At 61.0% G+C, this 25,077-nt stretch carries 22 protein-coding genes; 10 read left to right on the top strand and 12 right to left on the bottom strand.

Going from position 1 to position 25,077, the window contains the following annotated elements; all coding sequences use genetic code 11:
• Positions 1-3: 3 nt before the first annotated feature.
• The 5 genes from pstA to C1725_RS01385 all read right to left on the bottom strand — a co-directional run bounded on the left by pstA (position 4) and on the right by C1725_RS01385 (position 4,912).
• Entirely contained in the window at positions 4-879 is an 876-nt protein-coding gene (gene pstA, locus C1725_RS01405) for a phosphate ABC transporter permease PstA (RefSeq protein WP_102409907.1), read from the bottom strand.
• The gene (gene pstC, locus C1725_RS01400) at positions 876-1,733 is read right to left on the bottom strand and encodes a phosphate ABC transporter permease subunit PstC (protein WP_102409906.1); all 858 of its coding nucleotides are present in this window, start codon (positions 1,731-1,733) and stop codon (positions 876-878) included. Before pstC ends, pstA begins: the two co-directional genes overlap by 4 nt.
• A gap of 68 nt (positions 1,734-1,801) precedes the next feature.
• On the bottom strand, positions 1,802-2,644 hold the full coding sequence (locus tag C1725_RS01395) for a substrate-binding domain-containing protein (protein ID WP_102409905.1): 843 nt from the start codon (positions 2,642-2,644) through the stop codon (positions 1,802-1,804).
• Positions 2,645-3,157: 513 nt separating this feature from the next.
• On the bottom strand, positions 3,158-3,784 hold the full coding sequence (locus C1725_RS01390; protein ID WP_102409904.1) for a glycerol-3-phosphate acyltransferase: 627 nt from the start codon (positions 3,782-3,784) through the stop codon (positions 3,158-3,160).
• Positions 3,785-3,799: 15 nt separating this feature from the next.
• Positions 3,800-4,912, bottom strand: a complete 1,113-nt coding sequence (locus tag C1725_RS01385) for an MGDG synthase family glycosyltransferase (protein WP_102409903.1) — start codon at positions 4,910-4,912, stop codon at positions 3,800-3,802.
• Between the two features lie 168 nt (positions 4,913-5,080).
• Here C1725_RS01385 and C1725_RS01380 point away from each other — a divergent pair, with 168 nt between their 5' ends.
• The 8 genes from C1725_RS01380 (at position 5,081) to C1725_RS01345 (ending at position 13,582) form a co-directional block, all read left to right on the top strand.
• Positions 5,081-6,847, top strand: coding sequence for a DUF255 domain-containing protein (locus C1725_RS01380; protein ID WP_102409902.1), 1,767 nt, complete (start codon positions 5,081-5,083; stop codon positions 6,845-6,847).
• 215 nt (positions 6,848-7,062) lie between these two features.
• A complete protein-coding gene (locus tag C1725_RS01375) occupies positions 7,063-7,950 on the top strand; it encodes an LCP family glycopolymer transferase (protein ID WP_102409901.1) in 888 nt (295 codons plus the stop codon).
• A gap of 3 nt (positions 7,951-7,953) precedes the next feature.
• The gene (locus tag C1725_RS01370) at positions 7,954-8,916 is read left to right on the top strand and encodes a CPBP family glutamic-type intramembrane protease (RefSeq protein WP_102409900.1); all 963 of its coding nucleotides are present in this window, start codon (positions 7,954-7,956) and stop codon (positions 8,914-8,916) included.
• Entirely contained in the window at positions 8,913-9,392 is a 480-nt protein-coding gene (gene rlmH / locus C1725_RS01365; RefSeq protein WP_102409899.1) for a 23S rRNA (pseudouridine(1915)-N(3))-methyltransferase RlmH, read from the top strand. The genes C1725_RS01370 and rlmH overlap by 4 nt, the downstream gene beginning before the upstream one ends.
• A 32-nt stretch (positions 9,393-9,424) precedes the next feature.
• The gene (pepT, locus tag C1725_RS01360; RefSeq protein ID WP_102409898.1) at positions 9,425-10,645 is read left to right on the top strand and encodes a peptidase T; all 1,221 of its coding nucleotides are present in this window, start codon (positions 9,425-9,427) and stop codon (positions 10,643-10,645) included.
• A 182-nt stretch (positions 10,646-10,827) separates the two neighbouring features.
• The gene (locus C1725_RS01355) at positions 10,828-11,331 is read left to right on the top strand and encodes a hypothetical protein (protein WP_102409897.1); all 504 of its coding nucleotides are present in this window, start codon (positions 10,828-10,830) and stop codon (positions 11,329-11,331) included.
• A 7-nt stretch (positions 11,332-11,338) separates the two neighbouring features.
• A complete protein-coding gene (locus C1725_RS01350) occupies positions 11,339-11,878 on the top strand; it encodes a hypothetical protein (RefSeq protein WP_146009096.1) in 540 nt (179 codons plus the stop codon).
• A gap of 21 nt (positions 11,879-11,899) precedes the next feature.
• On the top strand, positions 11,900-13,582 hold the full coding sequence (locus C1725_RS01345; RefSeq protein WP_102409895.1) for a M3 family metallopeptidase: 1,683 nt from the start codon (positions 11,900-11,902) through the stop codon (positions 13,580-13,582).
• 44 nt (positions 13,583-13,626) lie between these two features.
• Here C1725_RS01345 and C1725_RS01340 read toward each other — a convergent pair whose 3' ends face one another.
• From C1725_RS01340 to C1725_RS01310, 7 genes are all read right to left on the bottom strand, one after another.
• Complete coding sequence (locus C1725_RS01340; RefSeq protein WP_102409894.1) at positions 13,627-14,703, bottom strand: DUF2961 domain-containing protein; 1,077 nt, start codon at positions 14,701-14,703, stop codon at positions 13,627-13,629.
• A gap of 20 nt (positions 14,704-14,723) precedes the next feature.
• The gene (locus tag C1725_RS01335) at positions 14,724-15,797 is read right to left on the bottom strand and encodes a glycoside hydrolase family 183 protein (protein WP_346026224.1); all 1,074 of its coding nucleotides are present in this window, start codon (positions 15,795-15,797) and stop codon (positions 14,724-14,726) included.
• Positions 15,798-15,802: 5 nt separating this feature from the next.
• A complete protein-coding gene (locus C1725_RS01330; protein ID WP_102409892.1) occupies positions 15,803-16,636 on the bottom strand; it encodes an ABC transporter permease subunit in 834 nt (277 codons plus the stop codon).
• Positions 16,637-16,664: 28 nt separating this feature from the next.
• A complete protein-coding gene (locus C1725_RS01325; RefSeq protein ID WP_102409891.1) occupies positions 16,665-17,576 on the bottom strand; it encodes an ABC transporter permease subunit in 912 nt (303 codons plus the stop codon).
• A gap of 78 nt (positions 17,577-17,654) precedes the next feature.
• Complete coding sequence (locus C1725_RS01320; protein WP_346026223.1) at positions 17,655-18,947, bottom strand: extracellular solute-binding protein; 1,293 nt, start codon at positions 18,945-18,947, stop codon at positions 17,655-17,657.
• Positions 18,948-19,109: 162 nt separating this feature from the next.
• A complete protein-coding gene (locus C1725_RS01315) occupies positions 19,110-20,678 on the bottom strand; it encodes a hypothetical protein (protein ID WP_102409889.1) in 1,569 nt (522 codons plus the stop codon).
• Complete coding sequence (locus C1725_RS01310; protein ID WP_102409888.1) at positions 20,668-21,627, bottom strand: helix-turn-helix domain-containing protein; 960 nt, start codon at positions 21,625-21,627, stop codon at positions 20,668-20,670. Before C1725_RS01310 ends, C1725_RS01315 begins: the two co-directional genes overlap by 11 nt.
• 269 nt (positions 21,628-21,896) lie before the next feature.
• Between C1725_RS01310 and C1725_RS01305 the strand changes: the two genes are divergently transcribed.
• Positions 21,897-23,435: a hypothetical protein gene (locus C1725_RS01305; RefSeq protein WP_102409887.1), complete on the top strand. Its 1,539-nt coding sequence runs from the start codon at positions 21,897-21,899 to the stop codon at positions 23,433-23,435.
• Positions 23,436-23,465: 30 nt separating this feature from the next.
• Positions 23,466-24,986, top strand: coding sequence for a collagen binding domain-containing protein (locus tag C1725_RS01300; RefSeq protein ID WP_102409886.1), 1,521 nt, complete (start codon positions 23,466-23,468; stop codon positions 24,984-24,986).
• Positions 24,987-25,077: the final 91 nt, after the last annotated feature.

The following is a 25,077-nucleotide window of genomic DNA, read 5'->3' as shown; positions in this document are numbered from 1 at the left end:
TTATCAGTTCCCCCTCGTCCATCTGCGGGCGATCAGCTCCGACAGGCCGTTGATCAAAAGCACCACCACCAGCAGCACCACGGCCGTGGCGTAGGCCTCCCCGGTGTGCAGTCCCTCGCGCGAGAGCGAGTACATGTGCACCGCCAGCGTGCGGCCCGAGGCAAACAGATTTTCAGGCACCTTGGCGACCGTGCCCGAGGTGTAGATCAGCGCCGCCGTCTCGCCCACGATGCGCCCCACCGCCAGGATCACGCCCGCGGCGATGCCCGGCATGGCGCTGGGCAGCACGATGCGAAACACCGTGCGAAGCCTGCCCGCGCCCAGGCCGAAGCTGGCCTCGCGGTACATGTCCGGCACGGCGAGCATCGCTTCCTCCGTGGTGCGCATGATCGCGGGCAGCACCATGATCGCAAGCGTCATCGCGCCCGCGAGCAGCGAGTAATTCCACCTGAGAAACGTCACGAAGAACAGCATGCCGAACAGGCCGAACACGATCGAGGGGATGCCCGAAAGCGTCTCCGCCGTCATGCGCACGGCCTTGACCAGCTTGCTGCCGCGCCTGGCGTACTCCACCAGATACACCGCCGAGAACACGCCCAGCGGCACGGCGATCAGCAGCGAAAGCCCCGTCATCATGAGGGTGGTGATGATCGCCGGCAGCATGGAGACGTTCTCGCTGTTGTACTCCAGGGCAAAGAGCGAGGGCGTCAGGTTCGGAATACCCTTTGCCAGAATGTAGCCGATCAAAAACAGCAGCGCAGAAAACGTCGCCGCCGCTGAAATCACCACCAGCAGCATCAGCGCAAGGGAGAGGGGGTTGCGCGCATAAGCCCGCGCCTTCTTGGCAAATGTCAGGCGGTTGATTCCCTGTTTTGTCATGCGTCCTTCCCCTTTCTGAGCGCGCTGCACGAGAGGTTGATGAGCAGGATGAACACGAAGAGCACCACGCCGGTCGCGATCAGCGCTTCCCGGTGCAGCTCCGCCGCGTAGCCCATCTCCATGACGATGTTCGCGGTCAGCGTACGCACGCCCTTGAGAATGCCCTTGGGCATGCGCGCTTGATTGCCAGCGACCATGATGACGGCCATCGTCTCACCGATGGCGCGGCCGATGCCCAGCACGACGGCCGCCAGGATGCCGGACCGCGCGGCGCCCAGCTCCACGAAGAAAACCGCGCGTTCGTGCGTCGCGCCCAGCGCCAGAGCGCCCTCGTAATAGGGAGCGGGCACCGCGCGGATGGCGCTCTCGCTGATGCCCGTGACGGTCGGCAGAATCATGAGTCCAAGCAATAGGGATGCGGAAAGGATGCTGTTGCCGTTGCCGCCGAAGAGGGAACGCACCATGGGCACGATGAACACCATGCCGAAAAAGCCGTATACGATCGAGGGGATGCCCGCCATCAGCGAGAGCGCGGGCTTGAGCAGCCGGTACAGGCCCGCCGGGCAGTAGCGCGCCATGAAGACCGCCGTGAGCAGGCCAATCGGCACGCCGATCAGAATCGCTCCCGCCGTTACGTACACGCTGCCCAGAATCATCGGCAGAATGCCGAAGGAAGGGGGCACGTCCGTCGGCGCCCACTCCCTGCCCAGCAGGAACGACAGCGGACCGATCTTGCCGATGGCGGGGATGCCGTTTGCGAATAAGAAGAGGCAGATCAGGGCCACGGCCAGGATGGACGTGATCGCGCAAAGGGCGAACACGCCGCGCATCAGGCCTTCTCTATAATGTTTCATCGCAGTCCTCCAACGCGCCCAAAGGATGCCGGGGGAAGATCCCCGGCATCCTTCAGCTTTTCTGGGGCTTACTTCACGCCCGCCCAGCTCGTGATCTCGCCGGTGTAGATGCCATTCACCTGCTCGACGGTGAGGCCGTCCACCGCGTTCTCGTTGTTGACGATGATCGCAATGCCGTCCATCGCGATGACCGTGCCGGTGAGCGCTTCCGCCTCAGAATCCTTCAGCTCGCGGCTGGCCATGCCGATGTCGCAGGTGCCGTCCACCGCGCCCGTCATGCCGGCGGTGGAGTCGCTCATCTGGATTTCGATGGTCGCCTTGTCGTTGACCGCCTTGTACGCCTCGGCCAGCTTCTCCATCACCGGGGTGACGGAGGAGGAACCGGCGACGACGATTTTGCCTTCCGGCTTCGTGCCCGCGTAGGCCGGGGCCGCGTCGTCCACCTTGATGTAGCTGGAGCCCACGACTTCCTGACCCTCAGCGCTCAGGATGAAGGAGATGAAGTCCTGCGTGATCTCGCTGACCTCGCCCTTGGTGGCGATGTAGAAGGGGCGGGAAACCTTATAGCTGCCGTCCTTGATGGTCTCGACGCTCGGGGCCGCGCCGTCGATCGTGACCGCCTTGACCGTGTCGTTCAGGCTGCCCAGGGAGATGTAGCCGATCGCGTTCTTGTCGGAGGCCACGTTCTGCATCACCACGTCGGTGCTGTTCGCGATGACCGCCTCTTCGGTGGTCATGTCCTTCTTGCTTCCGTCCTCGCCCTTGACCTCGACGCCCATCAGCTCGACGAACGCGCCGCGCGTGCCGGAGCCGTCCTCGCGGGAAACCACCGTGATGTCGTCGGCCGCCATGGCCAGCGCGCTCGTCGCGCACAGGGCAACCGCCAGTACCGTCGAAACAAACTTCTTCATATTCAGAGTCATCCTTTCTTTTTCCGCTTCACATCGTTCGGTTCTTTGTACGCGATCAGTATACATTTCCCGTGTAAAATCAGCATGCGCGCAAATGTAAAATGCGCGTTACATGTAAAGCGTCCATGTAAAATGCGATTTTACACAACGGTCCGAAGCCAACACGTCAAAATCGCCCGAAATATTACAATTCTTCCTTTTTCCTGCAACCTTCCCGCCATATTCCGCGTCTAATATATAGACAAGACACAGACGATCAGATCATCATTCCAAAATAGGAGGGGTTGCCATGCGCCGGTTTGCCGCTGTTTTGCTTCTCGTGTTCCTGACGCTCTTTTCTCCCGCGCGTGCGGACGGCCCGTCCGTTCCGGAACATTCCCCGCAGGTATGGGTTCCATAATCGAGAGCCCGCGCGTCTGCCTTGCACCCGCATGCGCCGGCGAAAGCCGTTTGATTCAACAAAAATACCGTTCCGGGACTTTCCCGAAACGGTATTTTCATTTTGCCTGTAATTCAGACCGCCTTGCGCCCCTCGCGCCAGGCCGCGAGCTGCGCCTTTGCCGCCTCCAGCGCGGCATTCGCCTCGCGGACGTGGCGGCTGCCGACGATGACGAGCACGCCGCCGGCGACAAAACGCACGAAGCGCAGCGGCTCCACCAGCAGCGTCAGCGCTGCGAAGACGCAGACGCTGGTGAACATCAGCATCGCATGGTTGCGCAGCACCGGCAGGAGCAGCAGCACGACCCCCGCCAGCAGCAGTACGACGTGCGACACCGGCCACAGGCCCAGCAGCGCGCCGAACATCGAGGCGATTGCCTTGCCGCCCCGAAAACCCAACGTCACAGGGTACGCGTGACCCAGCACCGGCGAAAGCGCGACCGGCGCCAGATACCAGCCGCTAAGGCCGCCCCAGACGATCGCGGCGTAGACGGGCGCCGCCGCCTTGAGCACGTCCAGCATCGCGCACAGGACGCCCACCGCCGGCCCGCAAAGCCGAAAGGCATTTGCTGCGCCGGGGTTCTGGTCGTCGTTCTGCGTGCGCACGTCGCCCCCCGTCATCAGCCGGGGAATGTAATAAGAGTACATGACGCCGCCCGACAGGTATCCCGCCAGGGTAAACAGGATCATTCTCCATGCCATAGCCTTCCCCTCCTTTTATAATCTGTGCGCGCGGGCGATCAGGTCGCGCGCGATGTCCATCGCCGCCGTGCCCGAAACCAGCCGTTCCTGCGCGTCCCGCTGCGCGGCTCGTGCGGCGTCTTCTTCCAGCAGATGCCGCGCGAACGCCGCCGTTTCCCCCGCCTGCTTCGCCCAACAGGCCGCACCCTCGCGCTCGAAGAAAGCCGCGTTTTGCGTCTCCACGCCCTCGATGGGGTGGATGAGCACGAGCGGCAATCGCTTTTGCATGACCTCCGTGCTCGTGAGGCCGCCCGGCTTGGTGACGACCACGTCCGCGCTGTCGAGCAGGTCAAAGAGCGGCTGCACCCGCCCCAGCACCCGCAGGCGGGAACCCACGTCGAACGACCGCTCGATCTGCGCCTTCACCCGCTCGTTGCTGCCGCACACCACCGTGACGCGCACGCGCTCCGGCAGGGTCAAAATCTCCGCCAGCACCTCGGGCAGGTTGCCCGCGCCCATCGAGCCGCCGATGAGCAGCACGTGCGCCTCCGTCGGGCCGATGCCCTGAAGAGACTTTGCCGCGGCCCTGTCCGCGCAGGGCACGCACGCCGGGCTGGCCGGAATGCCCAGCGGCACGAGACGCGCGGCATCCATTCCGTGTGCGGTATATTCCTCTGTAAGACGCGCGCTTGGGGTATAAAAAACGTCCAGATCGACCTCTTCCCAAAAGGGCGCGCAGGTGTAGTCCGTCATCACGCCCGCCGTCAAGGGGAGCGTACGTACGGCGCGCAGGCTGCTGATCGTCTGCGCGGCGAAGATGTGCGGGCACACGACGATGTCCGGCTTCTCCGCGTCCAGATAAGCGGCCATTCGATCCCTGTACAGCGCGTTCGCGTAGTAGACCGGGCTCTTGCGTCGGGGCGAGGAGACGAACGCGCCCGCCCGGTAGATCTTTCCGAACAGGGACGGATAATTGCGCACCACGCCGACGTAGGCGCCTTCCACAGCGCGCGCCATGCGCTCGCCCGCGAACCGCAGGCAGTCCAGACAATCCGCCTTAACGCCCAGGGACGTCAGCGCCTGCGCGACCCCCTGGGCCGCCGCGTTGTGCCCGCCGCCGGTCGCCGCGGAAAAACAGACTGCCTTCATTTGCACACATCCCTCATTCTTGATAAGTTCAGTATATCACCAAGCGGCTCAAAGCGCGATCAAAATTTTTCACAGCGTCGTTTCACGCGACTCAAAACATCCGCATCCGCGCACATAAATGCAGGCGCGCGAGCGCATACTAGGGCCATCATCGCAGGAGGTGACCGCATGCAGCTTGCATCTTCACGCCTTTCAGGCGAAACTTCCCCCTATCTTCTCGCACACGCCGCCCAGCCGATCGCGTGGTTCCCCTGGGGCGACGAGGCGTTTGAGGAGGCCGCGCGCAGGGACGTGCCCGTCTTCCTCTCCAGCGGCTACGCGAGCTGCCACTGGTGCCACCGCATGGCGCAGGACGCCTTTCAAGATCCCATCGTCGCGGAGCTGCTGAACGCGCACTTTGTCTCCGTCAAGGTGGACCGAGAGCAGCGTCCGGACGTAGACGCCTATTACATGGAATCGTGCGTCGCGCTCAACGGCGAGGGGGGCTGGCCGCTCTCCGTCTTTTTGCTGCCCGACCGGCGCCCCTTCTTCGCGGGCACCTACTTTCCCGCGCAGACGCGCGGCGGCCAGACCGGCATGCGCGCGCTGCTCAGCCGCCTGAGCAGCCTATGGGCGAGCGACCGCTCGCGCATCTACAGCTGGGCCGACCAGCTTTCGGGCGCGGTGTTTCAAGCGCACGCCAGCGCGCACGCGGACATGGGCGCGCTTTGCACCCAGCTCGAGCGCGATCTGCTCGCCGCCGAGGACCGCCATGCCGGTGGCATCGGCAAGGCGCCCAAATTCCCCAACGTGCCCGCGCTGCGCTTCCTGATGGAACGCGCGCGCGCCGCCTCGCAGCCGGGCGCGGAGGACGAGACGCCCGCAGGGCAGATGCTGCACCGGGCGGCGGATGCGATGGCGCGCGGCGGCATCCACGACCTGGTGGGCGGGGGCTTCTTCCGCTACGCGGTGGACGCGATGTGGCGGACGCCGCACTACGAAAAGATGCTGGTGGACAACGCGCAGCTCGCGCTGCTGTTCCTGCGCTGCGGCATGCCGGATCCGGCCATCGACGCGGCGGACTACATGCTCTCCACCCTGCGCTTCAAGGAGGGCGGCTTCTATTCCTCTCAAGACGCGGACGATCCGCGCGGCGAGGGCGCCTATTACCTGCTGACGCCCGAAGAGGTGGAGGCGGCGCTCGGGCCGGAGGACGGCGCGCGGTGTTGCGCGCTGCTGCATATCCTGCACGCGCCGGGCGACCGCAAGCATCAGGGCGTTCTGCCCTATCTGGACGCGGGCCTGCGCGAGGCGGACGAAGCGTTTCTGCGGGCAATGCGGCCGAAGCTGATGGAAATCAGGAAAGAACGCCCCGCCCCCCGCGTCATCGAGCAGGCGACGCTGACGGGCAACGCGCTCAGCATTCTGGCGCTGTCCGTGCTCGGCCGCCAGCTCGGCTTGTCGCATTACGTGCAGGCGGCTTCTCAGGCCGCGCGCTTCGTGGGCGAATACATGGTGGAGCGCGGGCGGCTCTTCGGCGCCTGGTCCGCCGGAACGCCCTCCAGCCCCGCGACGCTCGACGGGTACGCCGCCTACGCGCTTTCGCTCTTCGCGCTCTCAGAGGCCGACAAGCAGACGCCCTGGCGCAAGAGCGCGCTGCATTTCCTCGACGAGACGATGCGCCTGTTCGTTCCGCCGGACGGCAGGCCCGCGCTCACGGGCAGCGACGTGCGCGACCTGCCGGTGCGCATCAGCGCAGTCACGGACGAGAGCGTCCCCTCTGGCGCTTCGCTGCTGCTGGAATGTCTGCTCGCCGCGCACCGGTTTACGGGAAATCCCGACAGGCTGTCCGACGCGCAGCGCATCCTGGGCGCCAGCCTGCCCTCGGCCGGAAGCAGCCTGCTGTCGCACGCGGGCGTGCTCACCGCGGGCATGGAAATCGCGTCGCATCATTAAAATATCCGCTTGAAGGAGAGGGGGCCATGCGCCCCCTTTTTTTGTGTTTCACGCCTTGTGCACCGTGCAATTTTCCGGAATGCGATTGTGGGGCTTGTCCGGCGAGCGCTCGCGGCGTATAATAATAGGGATTATTCCCTTGCAGTCTTTTGCGCGTCCGGCGCGTTAAATGACAAACCGCCTTTCCGATTAAAATTCTGGAGGAGGAACGCACCTTGCGCTCAAAGCTTCTTATATGTCTGACGATTCTTCTCAGCGTCCTGTCCCTGCCCGCGCTGTGCGAGGACGCAGCCGCGGCGGAAGAAAACACCCAGGTTCGCCATTATCTGCTGCTCGGCCTGGATACCTACTCGGACGAAATCGCGAGCGACGCCCGCACCGACACGATGATGCTCGTGACCTTCGACACGAAGTACGACCGCCTCATCCTCACCTCCATCCTTCGCGACACCAAGGTTCCCAATCCCAAGGGAAACGACACGAAGATCAACCTGCTTTACAAGCATTACGGCATCGACGGGGTCACGCAGGTGCTCGAAAAACAGCTTTCCATCGACATCTCCGGCACGGTGCTCATCAATTACGAGAACGTCAAGCTCCTCATCGACGCGTTGGGCGGTGTGGACATTGAAATTACCAAAAACGAAGCCAACACCATTTCCAGCATCCTGCGCCACGACGACCCGAACCTACCCAAAGGCGCGGGGATGACGCACATGACGGGACGCATCGCCCTGGCCTACATGCGCAACCGCTGGGACACGCTGGATGGCAGCACGGGCGGCGACTTCAGCCGCACGCAGCGCCAGCGCAAGGTGCTGACCGAGCTGCTGCGCAAGTGCCGGAACCTCAGCCTGTCGGACCTTTCAGGGGTATACAACGCCATCAGCGACGGCGTGGAGACGGACATGAACCCGCTGGAAATCCTTTCGGCCATCCAGCTCGGTTACAAAATGCTCGGCGCGGACCTCGCCGAATACCACATTCCCGCCGACGGCACCTTCAAGTACGGCCAGCTGGACAGCTCCTCTGTGCTGAGCACCAACTGGGTGCGCAATAAGAGCCTCTTTCACGACTTCCTGAATACGCCGCCGGAGGAATGATCTATGGACGATAAGCGCCGCGAGTACCCCTTCCCGCCGGTATCCGCGGCGCTTTTATCCCTGCTCGCCGTCGTGCTCGCGAGGCCCGCGCTCGCGTTGCTTTACGGCGCGGTCTTACCGGGCGGCATCGGCGAGGGTGCGTACTACCTGCTCTCCGCGCTGCAGGAAATCGTGTTGTTTTCGCTGCCCGCCTACCTGATGCTGGACGTACGCTACCCTGCGTCCCGCGCCTCGGTGCGGCGCGGCCCGCTTCGCGTGAGCGAGGCAGTTTCCTTCTCGCTCGCGGCTGTGCTGGGCGTCTTCCTCTTTTCCTACCTCTCAAACCTGTGGATTCTCGCGCTGGACGGGCTGGGCGTTCCGCTGAACCTCGATACGGCCGTTCCCGCGCCCTCCGGCCCTGCGGAACTGGCGGCCTCGCTGCTCGCCATCGCCGTGCTGCCCGCGCTGTGCGAGGAATCGTTCTTCCGCGGCCTGCTCTTTTCTTCCTTTGAGCCCCAGGGAACCGGACGCGCGGTGGCCGTAAGCGCTCTGCTCTTCGCGCTCATGCACGGGCAGCTCACCGCTTTGCCGCTGCACCTGCTTTTGGGCTTCCTCTTCGGATACCTCATGGTGAAGACCCGCTCGATCTTCGCGCCCATGCTCTACCACGCCTTTCACAACGGAGCGTCTCTCGTCGCCACGTACCTGCTCGCCCGTTCCGGTGAAGCGGCGCAGGAGGCGGAGGCCGCGCTCTCCCTTTCGGATACGCTCTCGCTCCTGCCCTCCATGCTGTTTTTCTTGATTCTATGGGCGCTGCTGATTGCGCTTCCCCTTCGCGCCCGCGAAAGCGACGGGCCCGGCGCCGCCTATGCGCTGCCCGCAGGGAGCGCCAGGCTGACGATTTTGGAAAAAGCATTGCTCGCGGTCGTCTGCGCGCTGCTCGTATTTACCTATCTTTATAACACGTGGGGAGGAGTGCTGCTGTGACGCTCGTCATTCTCGGCGTCGGCAGGCTGCGCGAGCGGTTTTACCGCGACGCCGCCGACGAGTACGTCAAGCGCCTGCGGCGCTTTGGCGCGGTGGAGGAGATCGAGCTGCCGGACCTGCCGGAGCCCGCGAACACCTCGCCCGCCATCGAACAGAAGATTCGCGAAAAGGAGGGCGAGGCGATTCTTTCGCGCATCCGCCCTACGGATCACGTCGTGGCGCTGTGCATCGAAGGGAAACAGCTCTCCTCGGAGCAGCTCGCGGAGCGCGTCTCGGAGCTCGAAGGGCGAGGCGTAGGCCGTGCGGTATTCGTGATCGGCGGTTCGCTGGGTCTCTCGGAGGCGGTCATGCGCCGCGCAAACGAACGCCTCTCCTTTTCCAGGATGACGTTCCCCCATCAGCTCGCCCGCGTGATGCTGCTCGAGCAGCTCTATCGCGCCCGCAAGATCGGCGCGAACGAGCGCTACCATAAATGAATCCAATTTACGACGAAAGAAGGAATTTTTCCATGCGCGCATTCGAACGCCTGCTCCGCTATGCCCGTGTCGACACCACCTCCGACGAGACGACCGGCGTCACCCCCTCTACCCCCGGCCAGCTTGACTTGGCCGCGCAGCTCGCGGACGAACTGCGCTCCCTCTCCTTTGAGGGCGTGAGGGTATCGGACGACGGCTTCGTTTACGGCGTCCTCCCCGCGACGCCGGGGCTGGAGGCCCTGCCCTGTCTGGGCCTCATCGCCCACATGGACACCGCGCCCGACATTTCCGGCAAGGACGTGCGTCCGCAGATCGTCGAAAATTACGACGGCGGCGAGGTCGTGCTCGCGGGCTCCGGAGACGTGCTCTCGCCCGCGCAGTTCCCTACGCTCGCCTCGCTCAAGGGCAAGACGCTCATCACCACCGACGGGACGACCCTGCTGGGCGCGGACGACAAGGCGGGTGTCGCGGAGATTCTCACCGCCTGCGAAGAAATCGTGCGCTCCGGCATGCCGCATTGCCGTCTGGCCGTCTCCTTCACACCGGACGAGGAAATCGGCGAGGGCATCGAACACTTCGACGTGGAGGGGTTCGGCGCGGCCTTCGCTTACACCGTGGACGGCGGCGACCTGGGCGAGCTGGGCTACGAAAACTTCAACGCCTGCGGCGCGTGCTTTGACGTGCAGGGCATGAGCGTGCACCCCGGCAGCTCCAAGGATACGATGATCAACGCCTCGCTGGTGGCCATGGAAATAAACGCGATGCTGCCCGCGGGCGAAACACCCCGCGACACCGAGGACCGCGAGGGATTCTTCCACCTGACCGACATGCAGGGCGACGTAGAAAAGGCGCGCCTGCGCTACATCGTGCGTGAGCACGACGCCGCGCATTTCGAGGTGCGCAAGCAACAGCTTCGCCATATTGAAAAGATTCTGAACCACCGTTATGGTGTTGGCACGGTGAAGCTTACGATCAAGGAGCAGTATCGCAACATGGCGGAAATGATACGCCCGCACTTTCATCTGGTCGAAAACGCGCGCTCAGCGATGCGCGCCGCGGGCATGGAGCCGCGCGACGTACCGGTACGTGGCGGTACGGACGGCGCGCGCCTGTGCTACATGGGGCTGCCCTGCCCGAACCTCTGCACGGGGGGCTACGCGTTCCACGGACGCTTTGAACACATCGCCGTGGAGGACATGGACGCCTGCACGCGCATGCTCGTAGCGCTCGTAGGGCTCTACTCCAAGGACTGATATTTTGGCAGGGGCCCATGCGGCCCCTGCCTTCTGTAAAATGAACCTTCATTTTGCACGGGGCCATCGGCTTTGCCGATGGCCCGGAGCGGGCATTGCCCGCTTTTTGTTTGCCGCGTTCAGCAGGTAATCGGACGGCGCGCGTCGAAAGGGTGCCATACCAATTTAAAGGAGGCATTCACATGACAAAGATGAGACGCGCCGAACCCAAGGGATTTATCATGCTCCTGTCCGTCTCCCTGCTGCTCCTCGTTCTCCTCATCATCGCCGTCCTGCGGATGCTGTCCGCGTCGTACACGTTCAATCGCTTTAAGACGGAGCTCGCCTCGCTCACCGGCGATCCCGCGCTCACCGTCTGTGCGCAGAATGGAGACGTAGAGACGCGGCTCGCCTATGAAAACCTGAGTCCGCTTTACAACCTGCTCACGACCAACAACACCCGCGTCAGCGTGACGAAGAACGCCGTCAAGGACGGCCGCATCGTGTTCACATTTACCGAGGAGGGGACCTCCGCCCCCAAGGCGACGCTCACGATCTTGGAGACGAGCGGCCCCGTGGGCGTAGAGCTTCAGGCGACCGACAGTTTCTCCTACTTTCTCAAAGGGCCCGGCGGCTCTTTCGATACCTACCGCCGCATCGCTTCGCCCGAAGGCTGGGCGGTACCCAATACGCTGATCGAGGAATGAATCGCTCATGAGTAAGAAGACGCGTCAAATGGCACTGTGCGGCATGCTCTGCGCGCTCAGCGTCGTCGTGATGATGATGGGCGGGCTGATCCCGCTGGCTACCTATTGCTGCCCGGTGCTCGTGGGCATCCTGTTCATTCCCATCGTGATGGAGTGCGGAACGAAGCTGGGGCTTGCGGCGTATATCGCGGTCGCCCTGCTTTCCGTGCTGATGGGCCCGGACAAGGAGGCGGCGTTTCTGGTCGTCTTCTTCGGCTATTACCCGCTGCTTAAGCCCCGGCTGCAGAAAATTCCAGCGCGGCCCCTGCGCCTTGCCCTCAAGCTGGTGCTCTTCAACGCGGCGATCGGCGCGATGTACGCCTTTCTCCTTTTCGTCCTGCACATGGAGGACATCGCGGCCGACTATCAGAGCGCAACGCGGATCATGACCGCCGCGATGGTGCTACTCGCGAACTTCACGATGCTCGTCTACGACCGCGCGCTGGACGTCTTCGCACTCTATTACGTCAAAAAAGTGCGTCCCCGTCTGATGCGCGGCGCGCGATAACACGATTACCGGGAGGTACGCATGAACTTTCACCAGATTTCCTACGCGCGCTTCGACATGGACGCCGCCTGCAGGACACTTGAATCGCTGAGCGAGCAGATCGCTGCCGCAAAGAGCCCCGAAGCGCAGCTCGCCCTGCTTTCGGAAGGCGAAGAGCTGATACAGCATGCGAGCACGTTCTCAACCCTTGCGCAGCTTCGCTATTTTCTGAATACCGCCGATGCATTTTACGCCGGGGAGATGGCCTATGTCGGGCAAAACAGCCCCCGGCTCGACCTCTTTGTCCAGAAACTCTACCGCTCGATCGCCGCCTCTCCCTTCCGCCGCGAGCTCACCGCTTCCCTCGGCTCCTTTTTCTTTGAAAAGGTCGAGGCAGAAGCGCGCCTATCGGACGACTCGGTTCTCGACCTCTGCGCAGACGAGCAGGCGCTGTGTCAGCGCTATACGGACCTCACGGGCCAGGCGACCGTCTCCTACTGCGGAGAGGAACTGCCCCTCTCCTCCATGTCCGTCCATTATGCCGATACCGACCGCGCGCGCAGGCGGGAAGCCGTGCGCGCGACAAACGCCTGGTACGAGGCGCACGCCGCGGAGCTGGACGAGATCTTTGACGCGCTGGTGAAGAACCGCACGGAGCAGGCGCGCCGCCTGGGCTTTTGCAGCTATACGGACATGAAGTACGCGAGCCGCTTTGGCTTCGGACGCGAACAGATCGAGGCATTCCGCGCGCAGGTGCTCGAAAAATGGGTGCCCTTCGTGTGCGAAATCAAGGAGAATCAGCGCAAGCGCCTCGGCGTACCCTCCTTTAGGTTGTACGACTCTCCGCTGCGCTTCGCAGACGGCAATCCGCGCCTTCAGCTCACGGGCGACGCTTTCGTCCGCGCGGTCGGAGACGTCTTCCACCAGATGAACCGCGAGGCGGGCGCTTACTTTGACGAGCTGCGCCAAAACGGCATGTTCGATCTCTTTGACCGAAAGGGAAAGGTCGCCTACGACGGCTTCTGCGTCGAACTGACCGATTATAACACCGACTTCATCTTCGGCCACTTCGCGGGCGACCAAACAGACCTGGAGGTGCTGGTGCACGAGTTCGGCCACGCGCTCGCGGCCTGCCGCGCGCGCCGGAATCCACGCGTGCCGTATCTCCTGCGAAGCGGCACGCAGGAGATCGCGGAGACGCATTCCACGTCGATGGAGCTGCTCACGCTCCCCTATCTGGAGCCGTTCTTCACTCGGGAGGACCTGCGCAAGTACCGGATCAAGCAGATCGAATACGCCGCCTACTTCATTTGCTCCATCTGCGTGGGCGACGAATTTCAGCACGAAATATACGATCATCCGGAGATGACTCCCTCCGAGCGAAACGCCGCCTATGCGCGCATCTACCTGCGATACAACCCCTACCTCGACACGAGCGACCTGCCCTTTGCCTCCTGGGGGTCGCAGTGGCAGGACATGTCCGTCATCTACGCGATGCCCTTCTACTTCATCGACTACGCGCTCGCGCAGACGCAGGCGCTGCTCTTCTACGCGGAGTCGCAAAAGGACCCGGAGGGAGCCTTTCAGCGATACCTGCGTTTCGTAGACTTCGCGGGCACGCAGCCCTTTCCGCAGATCGTCCGCGCGTGCGGCCTGCTCTCCCCGTTCGATGAGAAGTGCTTTGACGCGCTGCTTCCCTTTTGCAGGGAGCTCATAAAAGGCTGACTCATATAAAACGGGCCCGCGCGAAGGCGCGGGCCCGTTTATTCTTAAATGACCTCCAGTTCGTCACGCTCCGGGAGCCTGGGTACCGACCTTGCGGGCTGCGCCTGATACCAGAAGGCGACAGAAGCGATGTCGTCCTTCAGCGGCAGATAGCGACAGTCCGGCTTGCCCATATTGAACCATCCAAGCGCCTGAATCGTCACACGCAGCTCCCGTTCAAAGCAGATGGGGTCGGTGATATGCCACCTGTACATGCCGAAGCGGAACTGGCTGGCGTAGAGGCGATCGGGCTCGATCACCTGCGGAAGCCCTGCAAAGGGCGTGGTGAAGGGCAGGTAGCGGTCGTGCGTACGGGGATCCTCAAAATCGTAGGAACCACAGAAGTAGTCCTCCGTACCCGTTCCGCAGATGGTGGGATATTCCTTGTCTCCGTCCAGATAGAACTTGATTTCACCTTCTCCCCACCATCCGTTGTTGTTGACACCCCAGGCCATATAGGTGCCCACGTAATGCCCCTTTCCCTGGACGCCGTCCAGAATGGTGTAGACCTCTTTATAGGGCAGCGGATTCACGCGGCGAAACTGCGCATGGAAATAGACAATTTCCTCCGGCTGGTCGTACAGCGCGTAGTCGATCTGATAATAGATGCGCATTGGCACGTCGTCCAGGTTTTCCAGCGTAATGCGCACCTGTGCGCGAAAAGGCATATCCCAGTAGCAGTTGAACGCGCTGCCGGGGTTTACGCACACGGCCGCCGAGGTCACCTGCGCGTATTCCTGCCAGCCCATGCAGAAAAAGTCCCCGACCGGGCATTCGACGCTGGGTATTTCCTGCCCGTCCCAGTACATGCGCAGGATGGACAGGCGCCACTTACCCGTCGGCGTCATCCAGATATGTTTGATCGCGCCGCTTCCCGCGATGTTCGCCAGCTCGAACGTCTGCCCTGCGGGAATGTCGAAATAGGGGTTGACCTTCCATCCGGTGCCCAGCGCTCGTGCTGCGCTGCGCGCGCTGCCCATCTCCAGCGGCGTCATACCGCCCTTTCCCGGCTCTCCGGAAAGATGTTCCGGTGAAATCGAGCGCGATTTCCAGTTCAGCACCTTCGAAATTTGATCCATCATCTCTATATACCGCCCTTTCGTTATCTCGCTTCGCCGGTTTCCACCGTGAGCTTTCGCAGATTGAACGCATATTTGTGCGTGCCGCCCACAAAGGTATTTGACTGCACGTACATCGTCTTTCCGTCCTCACTGATGAACTTCGAGGGAATCACCGTAGCGTAGCCTCCATAACGTTCCTCGGTCCAAGGATAGAAGCCGAAGTCATACGAGAGAAAAAGCCGGAACGGGCCCCAAGGGGCCGGGGCTTCGTAAAACTCAAACGTGTTTTCCGTCCAGGAGGTGTACAGGTAGCGCCCCAGCGGCTTGTTGTATACGACGCTTCCCTGCGAGATAACCGACATGCTCTGCTTCGGGCTGCCTTTGCCTTCCGGCGGCGTGACGAGCACCCGCCGGGTATCGGTCAGCACGGGCTTTCTAAGGCCTATGTCCTTTGAAAACAGCGGTGAGTCGCCCTCCATACCACAAAAAAATGTCCAAGCCTCGCGATTCATGATCTGATCTCTTCGCACTCGCGCCAGGTACAGCTCCTGTGGATCCCGCACCTTGCCGCTGATGGAAGCCCGCCAGTTGTCATCCATGCCATACGTGAGCACGTAGTCGTCGGGGCAGTTTTCGTAGTTTTTGCCGTAGTCGAGAAACATGAGCGTCGTGAAGCGGTAGCCGTCGAACATTGGCTTTTCCCGGTCCCAAGTCCAGGTCTTCCCCTTGTCGTCCGAGCGGCAGATCGTCGCGCAGGGCACGTCGTCGAACCCAAACTGTCCGGGGTCCTTGTTGAGGTTCTGCACCGCGAGGTACAGCACGCCGTCCACGCAGGCCATCCCCGTGGGTTTCCTGTTGTAGTGCGCGGGGTCGGCGAACACGCTGCCCACGCCCTCCTGCCCGGTAAGCCGCACGCCCTTCAGCGCGCCGATGCCGCCGTCGATGCGGTTCACTACGATGTCGCACCACTCCGCAGACAGGTCAAAGCCCTTGCCGTCCCCGTTGGCTGCGTACAGCGCGCCGTCGTCGGCCCAGGCACAGGGAAAGAGGTCTCCGTCGCTTTGCGTAATCACGCTGCAGCGGGGTTCTACGGAGGCGGAAACGATCGGAAGCATGTGCATCATCCTTTCAGGCCGGTAACGGCGATTCCTTCGATAAACTGCTTCTGCGCGAAGAGGAAGGCGACGAGAACCGGCAGCATTGCCAGCACCGCGCCCGCCATCAGCAGGCTGTACTTGATGCCGTACAGGCTTTGAAACGACGCGAGGCCGATGGGCAGCGTCTTGAGCCCGTTGGACTGGATCGTAATCAGCGGCCAAAGGAAGTCGTTCCAAGAGCCCATAAAGCTGAAAACGGCCAGCGTCGACAAAATGGGACGCGTCAGCGGCGTATAGATTCTAGCGAAGATATAGGGATAGCTCGCCCCGTCGATGCGCGCAGCCTCCATCAGCTCGTCGGGAAGCCCTATGTAAAACTGGCGCATGAGGAAGACGCCGAAGGGACCTCCAAACAGCGCCGGAAGGATCAGCGACATGTGCGTATCCACCATGCCGATGTTCTTCATGATGACATAACGCGGGATCAGTGTCAGCATCGCCGGCACCATCATCGTCGCAAGGTACGCCTTAAACAGCCCGTCCTTAAATCGGAAGCGGAGCTTTGCGAACGAAAAGCCCGCCAGAGAGCAAAACACGAGCTGCCCCACCGTCGTGAGCACGGCGATGTAGAGCGAATTGACGAACATCGTCCCGATCTTGATCTTTTCGATGACGTATTGATAATTCCCCAAGTACAGCTTGGACGGAAGGAACTGGGGCGGCCACGTCAAAATCTCCGTCTGCTGCTTGAACGAAGTGACGACCGTCCAGAAAAAGGGCAGGATCATGACGAAGGAAAGGATGATCAAAAACAGATAGCTCAGCGCCTTCGCAGACCTGCTCATGTCTTTACCCATATCCGCGTTCTCCTTTCTGCTTGTCGCCTCAGATGCTCTGCTCTTTATTCATCCGCATCTGGAGCATCGTAAAGAGGAATATGATCGCGAACACGATCCACGAAAGCGCGGAGGCATATCCCATATCAAAGAACCTGAACGCATTTTGATAGACGAGGTAATAGAGCACCGTCGTGGCGCCGTTGGGCCCGCCCAGCGTAAGGTTATAAATGAGGTCGAAGACTTGAAAGGAATTGATGACCGACATGATCGTGACGAAGAAGACCGAGGGCGCGATCAGCGGCAGCGATATGCGGGTCAGCTTTTGCCATTCATTCGCACCGTCAAGCGCCGCTGACTCGAAGTAGCTGGATGGCACGTCCTTGAACGCCGCGATCAGGATGACGACGTTGAACCCGAGGTTTTTCCAGATCGAAATGGCGATGATCGTCCCCATGGCGTACTTGGCATCGCCAAGCCAGTGTACGCCCTGTAGGCCTACGAGGGACAAGAGATAGTTCACCACGCCGTAATCGCCGTTGAGCAACCACTTCCAGATCATCGATACCGCCACGGTAGAGATGATAACCGGCATGAAGACGACGCTGCGGAACACCGAGTTACCCTTCAGGTTTCCGGACAGCAGGTAGGCAACAAAGATCGCCAGCGCAATGCCGAGCGGAATGCTGACGACTGAATAGACGACCGTATTCTTGAGCGCGAGGAAGAACTGCGTGTCCTGCGCGAGCTTTACGGTGTAATTGGCGAGCCCGATAAACTCCGGCTGCTTAATCATATCCCAGTCCATAAAGGAGATGTACAGCGAATAGATCAGGGGAATGAAAAGAAAAACGGCTGTCGCCAGGAAGTTGGGGAGGATAAAGGTATAGCCCCAGAATTGCTCGTCCTTTCTGGCGGAAAGCATCCCCGTCCCGGGGCCGTTCGTGCGCGCGGGCCGCATAAGCTCACCCTTTCTACGATGAAACTGGTTCGTGAAACCGGCGCGGGGAGGGGCGATTCCCCTCCCCGCGGCCGGTACCTATTTCCCGTTGTTCTCCAGATAAGCGTTTCCTTCAGCGACTGCCAGGTCGAGCGCCTCCGCCGCACTCTTCAGGCCTCCGGCCGCTTCCATCAGGTTGCGGTAGAACACGTCGTCGATCAGCTTCGCCCAGTCGGGGTGGAAGGGGAGGTCCTTGGTGTTGTTGAACTGCGCCGTCAGCATTTCACGATTGTTCTCCGTCTCCCACTCCTGGAGCCATACGCCGGATTCGTGTACGCTCTTCATGACCGGCAGGCCCATGCCGCTGGCGGAGTTGATCTCCTGGCCTGTCTTGCCGCAGTAAAACTTGATGAATTCCCAGGCGGCGTCTTTGTTCTTGCTTGCCTCCGGGATGCCCAGCGCGACGAACTGCAGAGGCTGATACACGCCCTCCCCAAAGGGGAACAGGGTGTAATCATAATTGCCGTCCCAATCCTTGAGCCAGTAGGTCGCGAAGCGGCCGCCGATCATCATAGAGGTCAGGCCGGACATGAAAGCATCGGTCGCGCTGCCGCCCATCGAGGTCTGCGCCTCCGGTGCCGGCGAAACGTTATGCACGTTCGCCAGGTCGAAGTACCACTGCAGCGCTTCCGCGGTCTTCGGGTCCGCGACCAGACGCGTGCAGTCCTCGTTCATGATCGCTCCGCCGTTCTTGTACGCTGCGGCGAACCAGGCGCACCAGCCATGTTCTGCCCAGTAGCCATAGCGCGTGGTCTTGCCGTTGTCTGCGGTCACCGTCAGCTTCTTCGCGGTTTCGGTAAAATCCTCGAACGTCCAGTCCGCACTGGGGTATTCGAGGCCGAGTTCGTCAAAGTGATCTTTGTTGTAGTAGATCATGTAGGGCGTGCAGTCCTTAGGGAACGCCCACATATGCCCTTCATTGTAGCCGGCCGGCGACAGCACGCCGTCCCAGTAATCGCCAAGGTCCAGGTTGTCGCGCTGAGCGAAGGGCAGCATATCGCATAGCAGTCCCTTGTCTCGGAAGATCTCCACGGAGATCTCGCCCAGGTAGAAGACGTCGGGTGCGTTTCCGCCGCTCATACGGGTCAGAATCGCCGTGTTGAAGTCCCCAGCGCCAGAGACGTGATCCAGGTTTACCTTGATGTTCGGATAGTACTTGTTAAACTCCGCCGTGATTTTTTCCTGAATCTCGACCTCTTCCGGCGTCCCCCAGAAGGAAAACGTCACCTCGCCTTTCATGTCGTTCACGGGCAGGGCGTCCTCCGCCGCGAAGACCGGCATCGCCGACAGGCAAAGCAGCAAGCTCAATACGAAAGCGACTGTCTTTTTCATCTTCCCCATCCTTTCTGTTCTTGCGCCCCATCGTTCCGGGCGCTGTTTCTGCCTATACTTTATCGCACAGGAAGCGCGGTGTATGTAGCAAAAAAAACGTTGTTTTTATCAAATGTCTCTCAATTTACGCGGCCTTTCATGGCGTCCCATGCCATAAAAGCGTCATTTTTCCCGGTCCCTTCGGTCATACGCATTGCATCCAATCCGATAAATGGGGACGCTCTCCCGGGGCAGGAAGCCGGTTTGCAGCATCCGATGGGCCATTTCCATCAGCATGACGACGTTCTCCGAGGCCGCCGTGCTTCGGTTGCTGTTTTCAGCAGAAACAATGCTATAGGCAATCAGATAGAGTAACTCCTCGTGTGAAGGCTCTGCATGCGCCGTTCCCCTACAGCTCAGCAGGTTTTCTGCGATTGCAGGTACCATCCCGGCCTTTAAATAATAGGGATAGGAGCGCACGATCTTCCGGCCCTCGCCGTCCTCCTCGATCGTGAATCCTAATGCCCGGCATCGTTCTTTAAAGGCCGCATCCACCCCGCGCTCCCCCGGCTTTTCCGCAATTTCCAGGTAACACGCCGTCGTCAGAATCTTTCCGCCTTGATACTCCTGCTGAATTTCCGTCATCCGAAACCGTGTGAGCACTTCCATATAGTCAAAAAGATAGAGCCACTGCTCCTGCCGAATCAGAAAGAAGCGCCCGAATACCTTTTCCACTTCGAGCTTTCCCCGTACGTCCGGAAGCACCGCTTGCTCCATGTGTCCTGGAGAAAGGAATGCCGGCAGGTTCACGTACGGTTCTCTCTCCTCGTGCTCTTCCTTCTCTCGTCGCTGCACGGGAATTTCCTGAATGGGCAGCGTCCCAACAAATGCAAGAAATAAATCGTAGGGAAGCTCGCGGAGGCTTGGACTTTCCACGTCGAGCACGAATACGAAGTGGCACGCGGAAAAATCGTTTTGATAACGCTTTTGCAGCTCACACAGCACCCATTCTTCACGGACAGCCCTACCGTTTAAACGGACGACCGCCAGGTCGCGTTCTACGCTCGAGGCCGCCGCCGTCATAAAATACGCGTGCGCGACACCGCCCGCAAACGCCTCTTCAAGCCTTTGCAGTTGCGCCGTGATCATCCTTGAAAACAAATGGGTAAGACACCCATCCATCGAGCCGTCACCAGGCGTACGGAAAAACGGTCTCCCGTTGTTTTCCAGCCGTAAGGCGATCTGCGGGTTTTCCAGGCAAAAGCGGCGCGCTTCGTGTACGATGTTCATCGTCTGGATGTAATCGCGCTCCAGATTCCGGTAGATTTCCGGTACGCTTGAAAACGCGTTGATAACCGTAAGCTCATACCCAGGTTCCCCCGCATAGCAGGCCTCCTCCCGCTGTCCTTGAATGTTGGATGCCTCATGCCACAGGCCATCCCGCTCGTCGTAACAGCTAAACCGCCATTCCGAACAACCACAAAGGTAGATCAACGCTTCCTCCCATGATCGCGCGCCTCCATAATCAGCCTGTTTCTCGCCGTCCAAAAGTCTGCTCATGACATCACGCAGGGCAGGGCCATATTCGCCTTTTCCCATCGCAGAAATGCGGATGAGTGACAGCCCCCCGTTGCGCACGCTCAGGGAAAGGCTCTTTATTGAAAAGGCCTGCGCGATGGCGAAGAAGAGCTCCACGATGCACCGCGGCGTATTCATTCGCTTCGGAATATTGACGATTCGTTCATTCGTCATTGCGTGTTTCCTCCCCTACGGACGTTTCATCCGTCGCTACGGCATGTTTTTGCCGATACGCCTTGGGTGAAAGCTGATACATCTCTTTAAACGACCGGGAAAATGCGTGGATGTTGTCAAAGCCCAGTTCCTGCGCCACAGCCGTCACGGACATGGACGAGTAGATCAGCATTTGTTTGGCCCGTTCCATCCGCAGCCGCGCGTGCATCGTTATCGGCGACTGATTATAGCGTTCCTTGAATACCTTGGCAAAATAACCTTTGCTGAACCCTGCTTCACGGGCCACCTCCTCCGTAGTGATGCTACGGTTGACGTGATCGAGGATGTACTGCCTAGCCCGTTCCAAATTCTGTTCGATCTCCGCCAGGTCATCCGCGTCCAGCGCTTCCCGGTCTCGCTTTTTCACGATGCCGCCGAACAAATAGGCCAGCAGCTCCAGCAAGTACGCTTTGTTGAGAAGCGCATCCACCGGGTCAGGGCTTTCTGCGCGGTCGATGATCTTCATCATCAGCCCTTCGACGCAGGCGGGGTCTTCGACCACGATCTTGTCCGGAATCTCGAGCGCGGAAAGCCAGTACCCGTCGTCGCGCGCCAGGCGGATGTCGCTCCCCAACTCGTCCCGGTTCCAGAACGACACGTAGACCTCCTCGCTGTTGTCCTGATAAAACATGTCAAAGTGAATATGGGGCTGCCGAAAAGGTGTTCCGGGACGAGGGGTAATGGAATGCGGAATGAGTGGCTTCAAAAAGAACAAGTCTCCCTGCTGCGCTTCATAGGCCTCGCTGCCTACCGTGACGGTCGCGCTTCCAGACATGATGTAGATAATTTCATAATCGAATATGACCCGTTCGTTGAGATGCCAGCCCTCATAAACGGTTCCGTCCCAGGCGCGCCGGATATAGGGGCAAAGATGATTAAAAAATAAAGAAAGCGCTTCTCTATCGCTCATTTACATTCCTTCCGTCCTGTTTTACTTGTTATACGGGTTCATCATATCACAGGCTCATAGCGCGTGCAATAAAAGGGAAAATGTTCTGCCTTGCGTTTGCAATCCCGCCCCCATCCGCCGGCGCATTTCCCAGGCCTATATTTCACAATTCTGCCATCATTTGCACGCACTGGAAGAGATGACAGCCTTGCCCGGCTTGTGATATAATAGAAAGTAGGAAATTGTACACATCCGAAGCGGAATCTGGATATAGAAAGGAAACTTCGCCCATGAAACGACTGCTCACGCTTTGCCTGCTTCTGCTGCTCTTAGCGCCCCTGGCGCGCGCAGAGGACGTGCCCACCTACGTGTTCCCCTACGAGGGCTTCCGCTTCACGGCGGAGGCCGGCGAGCGCGTGCTTACGCAGCAAAACCTGGGCGAGCACGCGGATCTGCTCTCTCAGCTCGGCACCACACCGGAGATCATGCTTTCCAGCTTCGCGGCAAGCCAGACGGTCATGGAGGTGCTGCCGGAGACCGGCGGGCAATTCACGCTCTCCGTGGCCTCCGCGGGTGCGTTTGCTGACTTTCAGAGCGCCGCGCGCATGGACGAAGAGGCGCGCGCTGCGTTTCTTGCCTCCTTCGCGGACACGGGCATGTACCGGGACGTCGCGTGGTCGCAAAACCTGCCCGAATACCTCACCATGGTCTCTTCCACCCTGCAAGGGGACGTCGCGCTCTACCGCCTCACGTACGTGACGCTGCGCCACAGCAACCTCTACCTGATGAGCGCCACCGTCATCGGCAGGGAGCCGAACGCGCAGGACGCCGACGTCCTGGAATCGCTGCTCTCCCGCGTAGAATATCTGGGCCGCCTGGCGACGCCTGAGCCCACCGCTACCGCGACCCCCGTGCCCACGCCCAGCCCTACGCCCCGCCCCACGCCCGGCAGCGCCCAAATGACGCAGTCGCAGGAGGGCCTTACCCTGATCGTTTCGGGCCTGCCCGCCTGGACGGACGAGGAGGAGATCACCGTCTCCGGTACGACGATGTCCGGCGCATCGGTCAGACTGCTCTGCGGGGAAGCGCAGATCGCGCGCGCGACCGCGGACCGCGGCGGCGCCTTCAAGCTGCGCGCTACGCTGCCGGAGGAAGGAGAGCTCTCCCTCACCGTCACGGCGGAGCTCTCCGGTCAGGCCTCCGCCTATCAGACCTACAGCCTCCGCTTCGAGCGCCGCACCGCCCAGATCACGGTCAACGAGCCCGAATCCATCGTCGAGCAGAGCAAGTTTTACCTGCGTGGCGTCACCGAGCCGAACGCGACCGTCTACGCCAAGGGGCCGAACCTCTCCACGAACGTGAAGTCGAACGGGAACGGCGTGTTCTCCGTGCCGGTAACGCAGGAAAAGGAAGGCGACGCGACCTACGAGCTGACCGTCAAGGCCAAGGGACTGCACGACGGGACCACGTCGGTCACGATCACCCGCCGCTTCAGCGAGCGCGAGCGCCTCGCGGCCTTCCGCAGCAGCCTGTCGCCCACAACCTACGCCCAGCTCGCCGCCGATCCCGAGGGCTGCAAGGGGCAGAACCTTTCCTTCCGCGGGCGCATCGGGGCGTTCGGGGACATGGACGGCATGCCCTGCATGCTGCTGTACACTCGAAATCCGAGCCGCGGCGAGTGGGTCGATCCGCTGTGGATCGTCTGTGACGAAATCCTCTCCTTCAGCGAGGGCGACATCCTCACGGTGTACGTCACCCCGGAAGGAACGACCGCCGGGCACGAGGGGCAGGTTCTGCCCGTGGTGCGGCTCATGTTCTACAACAACTGACGCAAAAGGACAAGACGGGAGGGTCCCGCGATGAAACGCGCACTGTTCATTTTCTTGACGCTCATGCTCCTCATGGCCTGCCCCTGTGCGCTGGCGCAGCAGGTCGTCATGGAGGACTCCGGCGCGGCGATGGAGTTCCCCGATCCCTGGCTCGTCCTCTCCCCCGCCACGGTACGCGTCTATGCGAGCGTGCTTTCCGACGCCGGAATGGACGCCGATGCGATGGCCGCGCGCTACGCGCAGGACGGCGTCGTCTGCGAAGCCTGGTCGGAGGACTTTACGCAGTGCCTTCGCCTCACCCTCACCACCGATGAGCGCAGCCAGCGCATCCACGACATCGAGCGCGCGACGGACGGCGAACGCAGCACGATCAAAAATCTCTTTGAAAACAACCGCTACGAAGGACAGAAGAGCAACGTCCGCTACCAATCCGCCTCCTGGGTGACGCATTCCACGATGGGCCGTTTTCTGCTCACGCGCTACAACGTAAAGGAAAACGACGAGATTACAGCGCGCGGACTGCAATACTTCACCATCCGCAACGGCGTAAATTACGTCATCGACTGGTCGGTCACAGGCCGCAGGCTGACCAACGCGGACCTCACGTGGTTTCGCCAGGGCATATTGGAAAACTTCATCTTTACCGTGCAGATCGACCCGCCGCCCCTCCCCGTGACGCTCGAGGCGTCGCTTCCCTCGGAGACGGGCAACGCGGCCCTGCGCCTGGAGGGCCGGACGAGCGCGAACGCCGGGCTTTCCTTGACTTACATGGACGGTGAATCCGCAGAGGAGGTGCTCTCCGTAGGCTCGGCCAATTCCGACGGCACCTTTACCCTGAACTTCGAGCTGCCGCAGGCAGGCGTCTATACGATTACCCTCACGGCCGAAAAGGAGGGGTATACCCCGGCCTCCATCTCCGGCCAGCTCACCTATGAGCCCAAGCTCCTGCCCGTAAACTTTACGGAGCTGCCGGAAGGCGAGGTGACCGGCGACACGACGCCGCTTTCCGGCGTGACGGTCGCAGGCGCGACGCTGCAGCTGCTCACGGACAAGGGCGTCACCACCAAGCGCGCGGGTTCCACCGGCACGTTCTCCTTTGAGCTCACCACCAGGGAGGCGGGCGAGTACAGCTATACCCTGGCGGTGGACAAGACCGGCTACGATCAGCGGCGCATTCCCGTTCACTTCACCCGCGTCATCACCGACCAGCAGCAGATGCAGAAGATCAAGGATTCCGCGCAGCGCATCTCCTACGCCAACCTGCAAAAGAAGAGCGGGCAGTATCTGGGCACGGTCATGCGCCTGTCGGGCCAAGTCGCCGAGGTGACCGAGGGCCAGGGCTCCTGGTTCATCCGCCTGAACATCGTCAAAAGCGCTAAGGGAACCTGGGGAAGCCCGGTGCTCATCTCGTGCGGAGAGAATCCAGGCATCGAGACGGGCTCCAATATCGTCATCTACGCCAGCGTCGCGGAGCCCTTTATCGAGCAGGATGCCGAGGGCGCCGATGTCACGGTGCCCGGCTTCACGTTCATCCTTTGGGAGCAGAATTGATTTCCCGCCCAACTCTGCATTTGACAAAAACTGCGCGAACCCTTATACTAAAACCCGGTTTAAAAAACCTTCATTATTGATCAGAAAATTG

The organism is Beduinella massiliensis (assembly GCF_900199405.1).
Lineage (GTDB): Bacteria > Bacillota > Clostridia > Christensenellales > Aristaeellaceae > Beduinella > Beduinella massiliensis.
The sequence above is the reverse complement of the archived record's forward strand: the minus strand, read 5'-3'. Positions and strand labels throughout refer to the sequence as shown.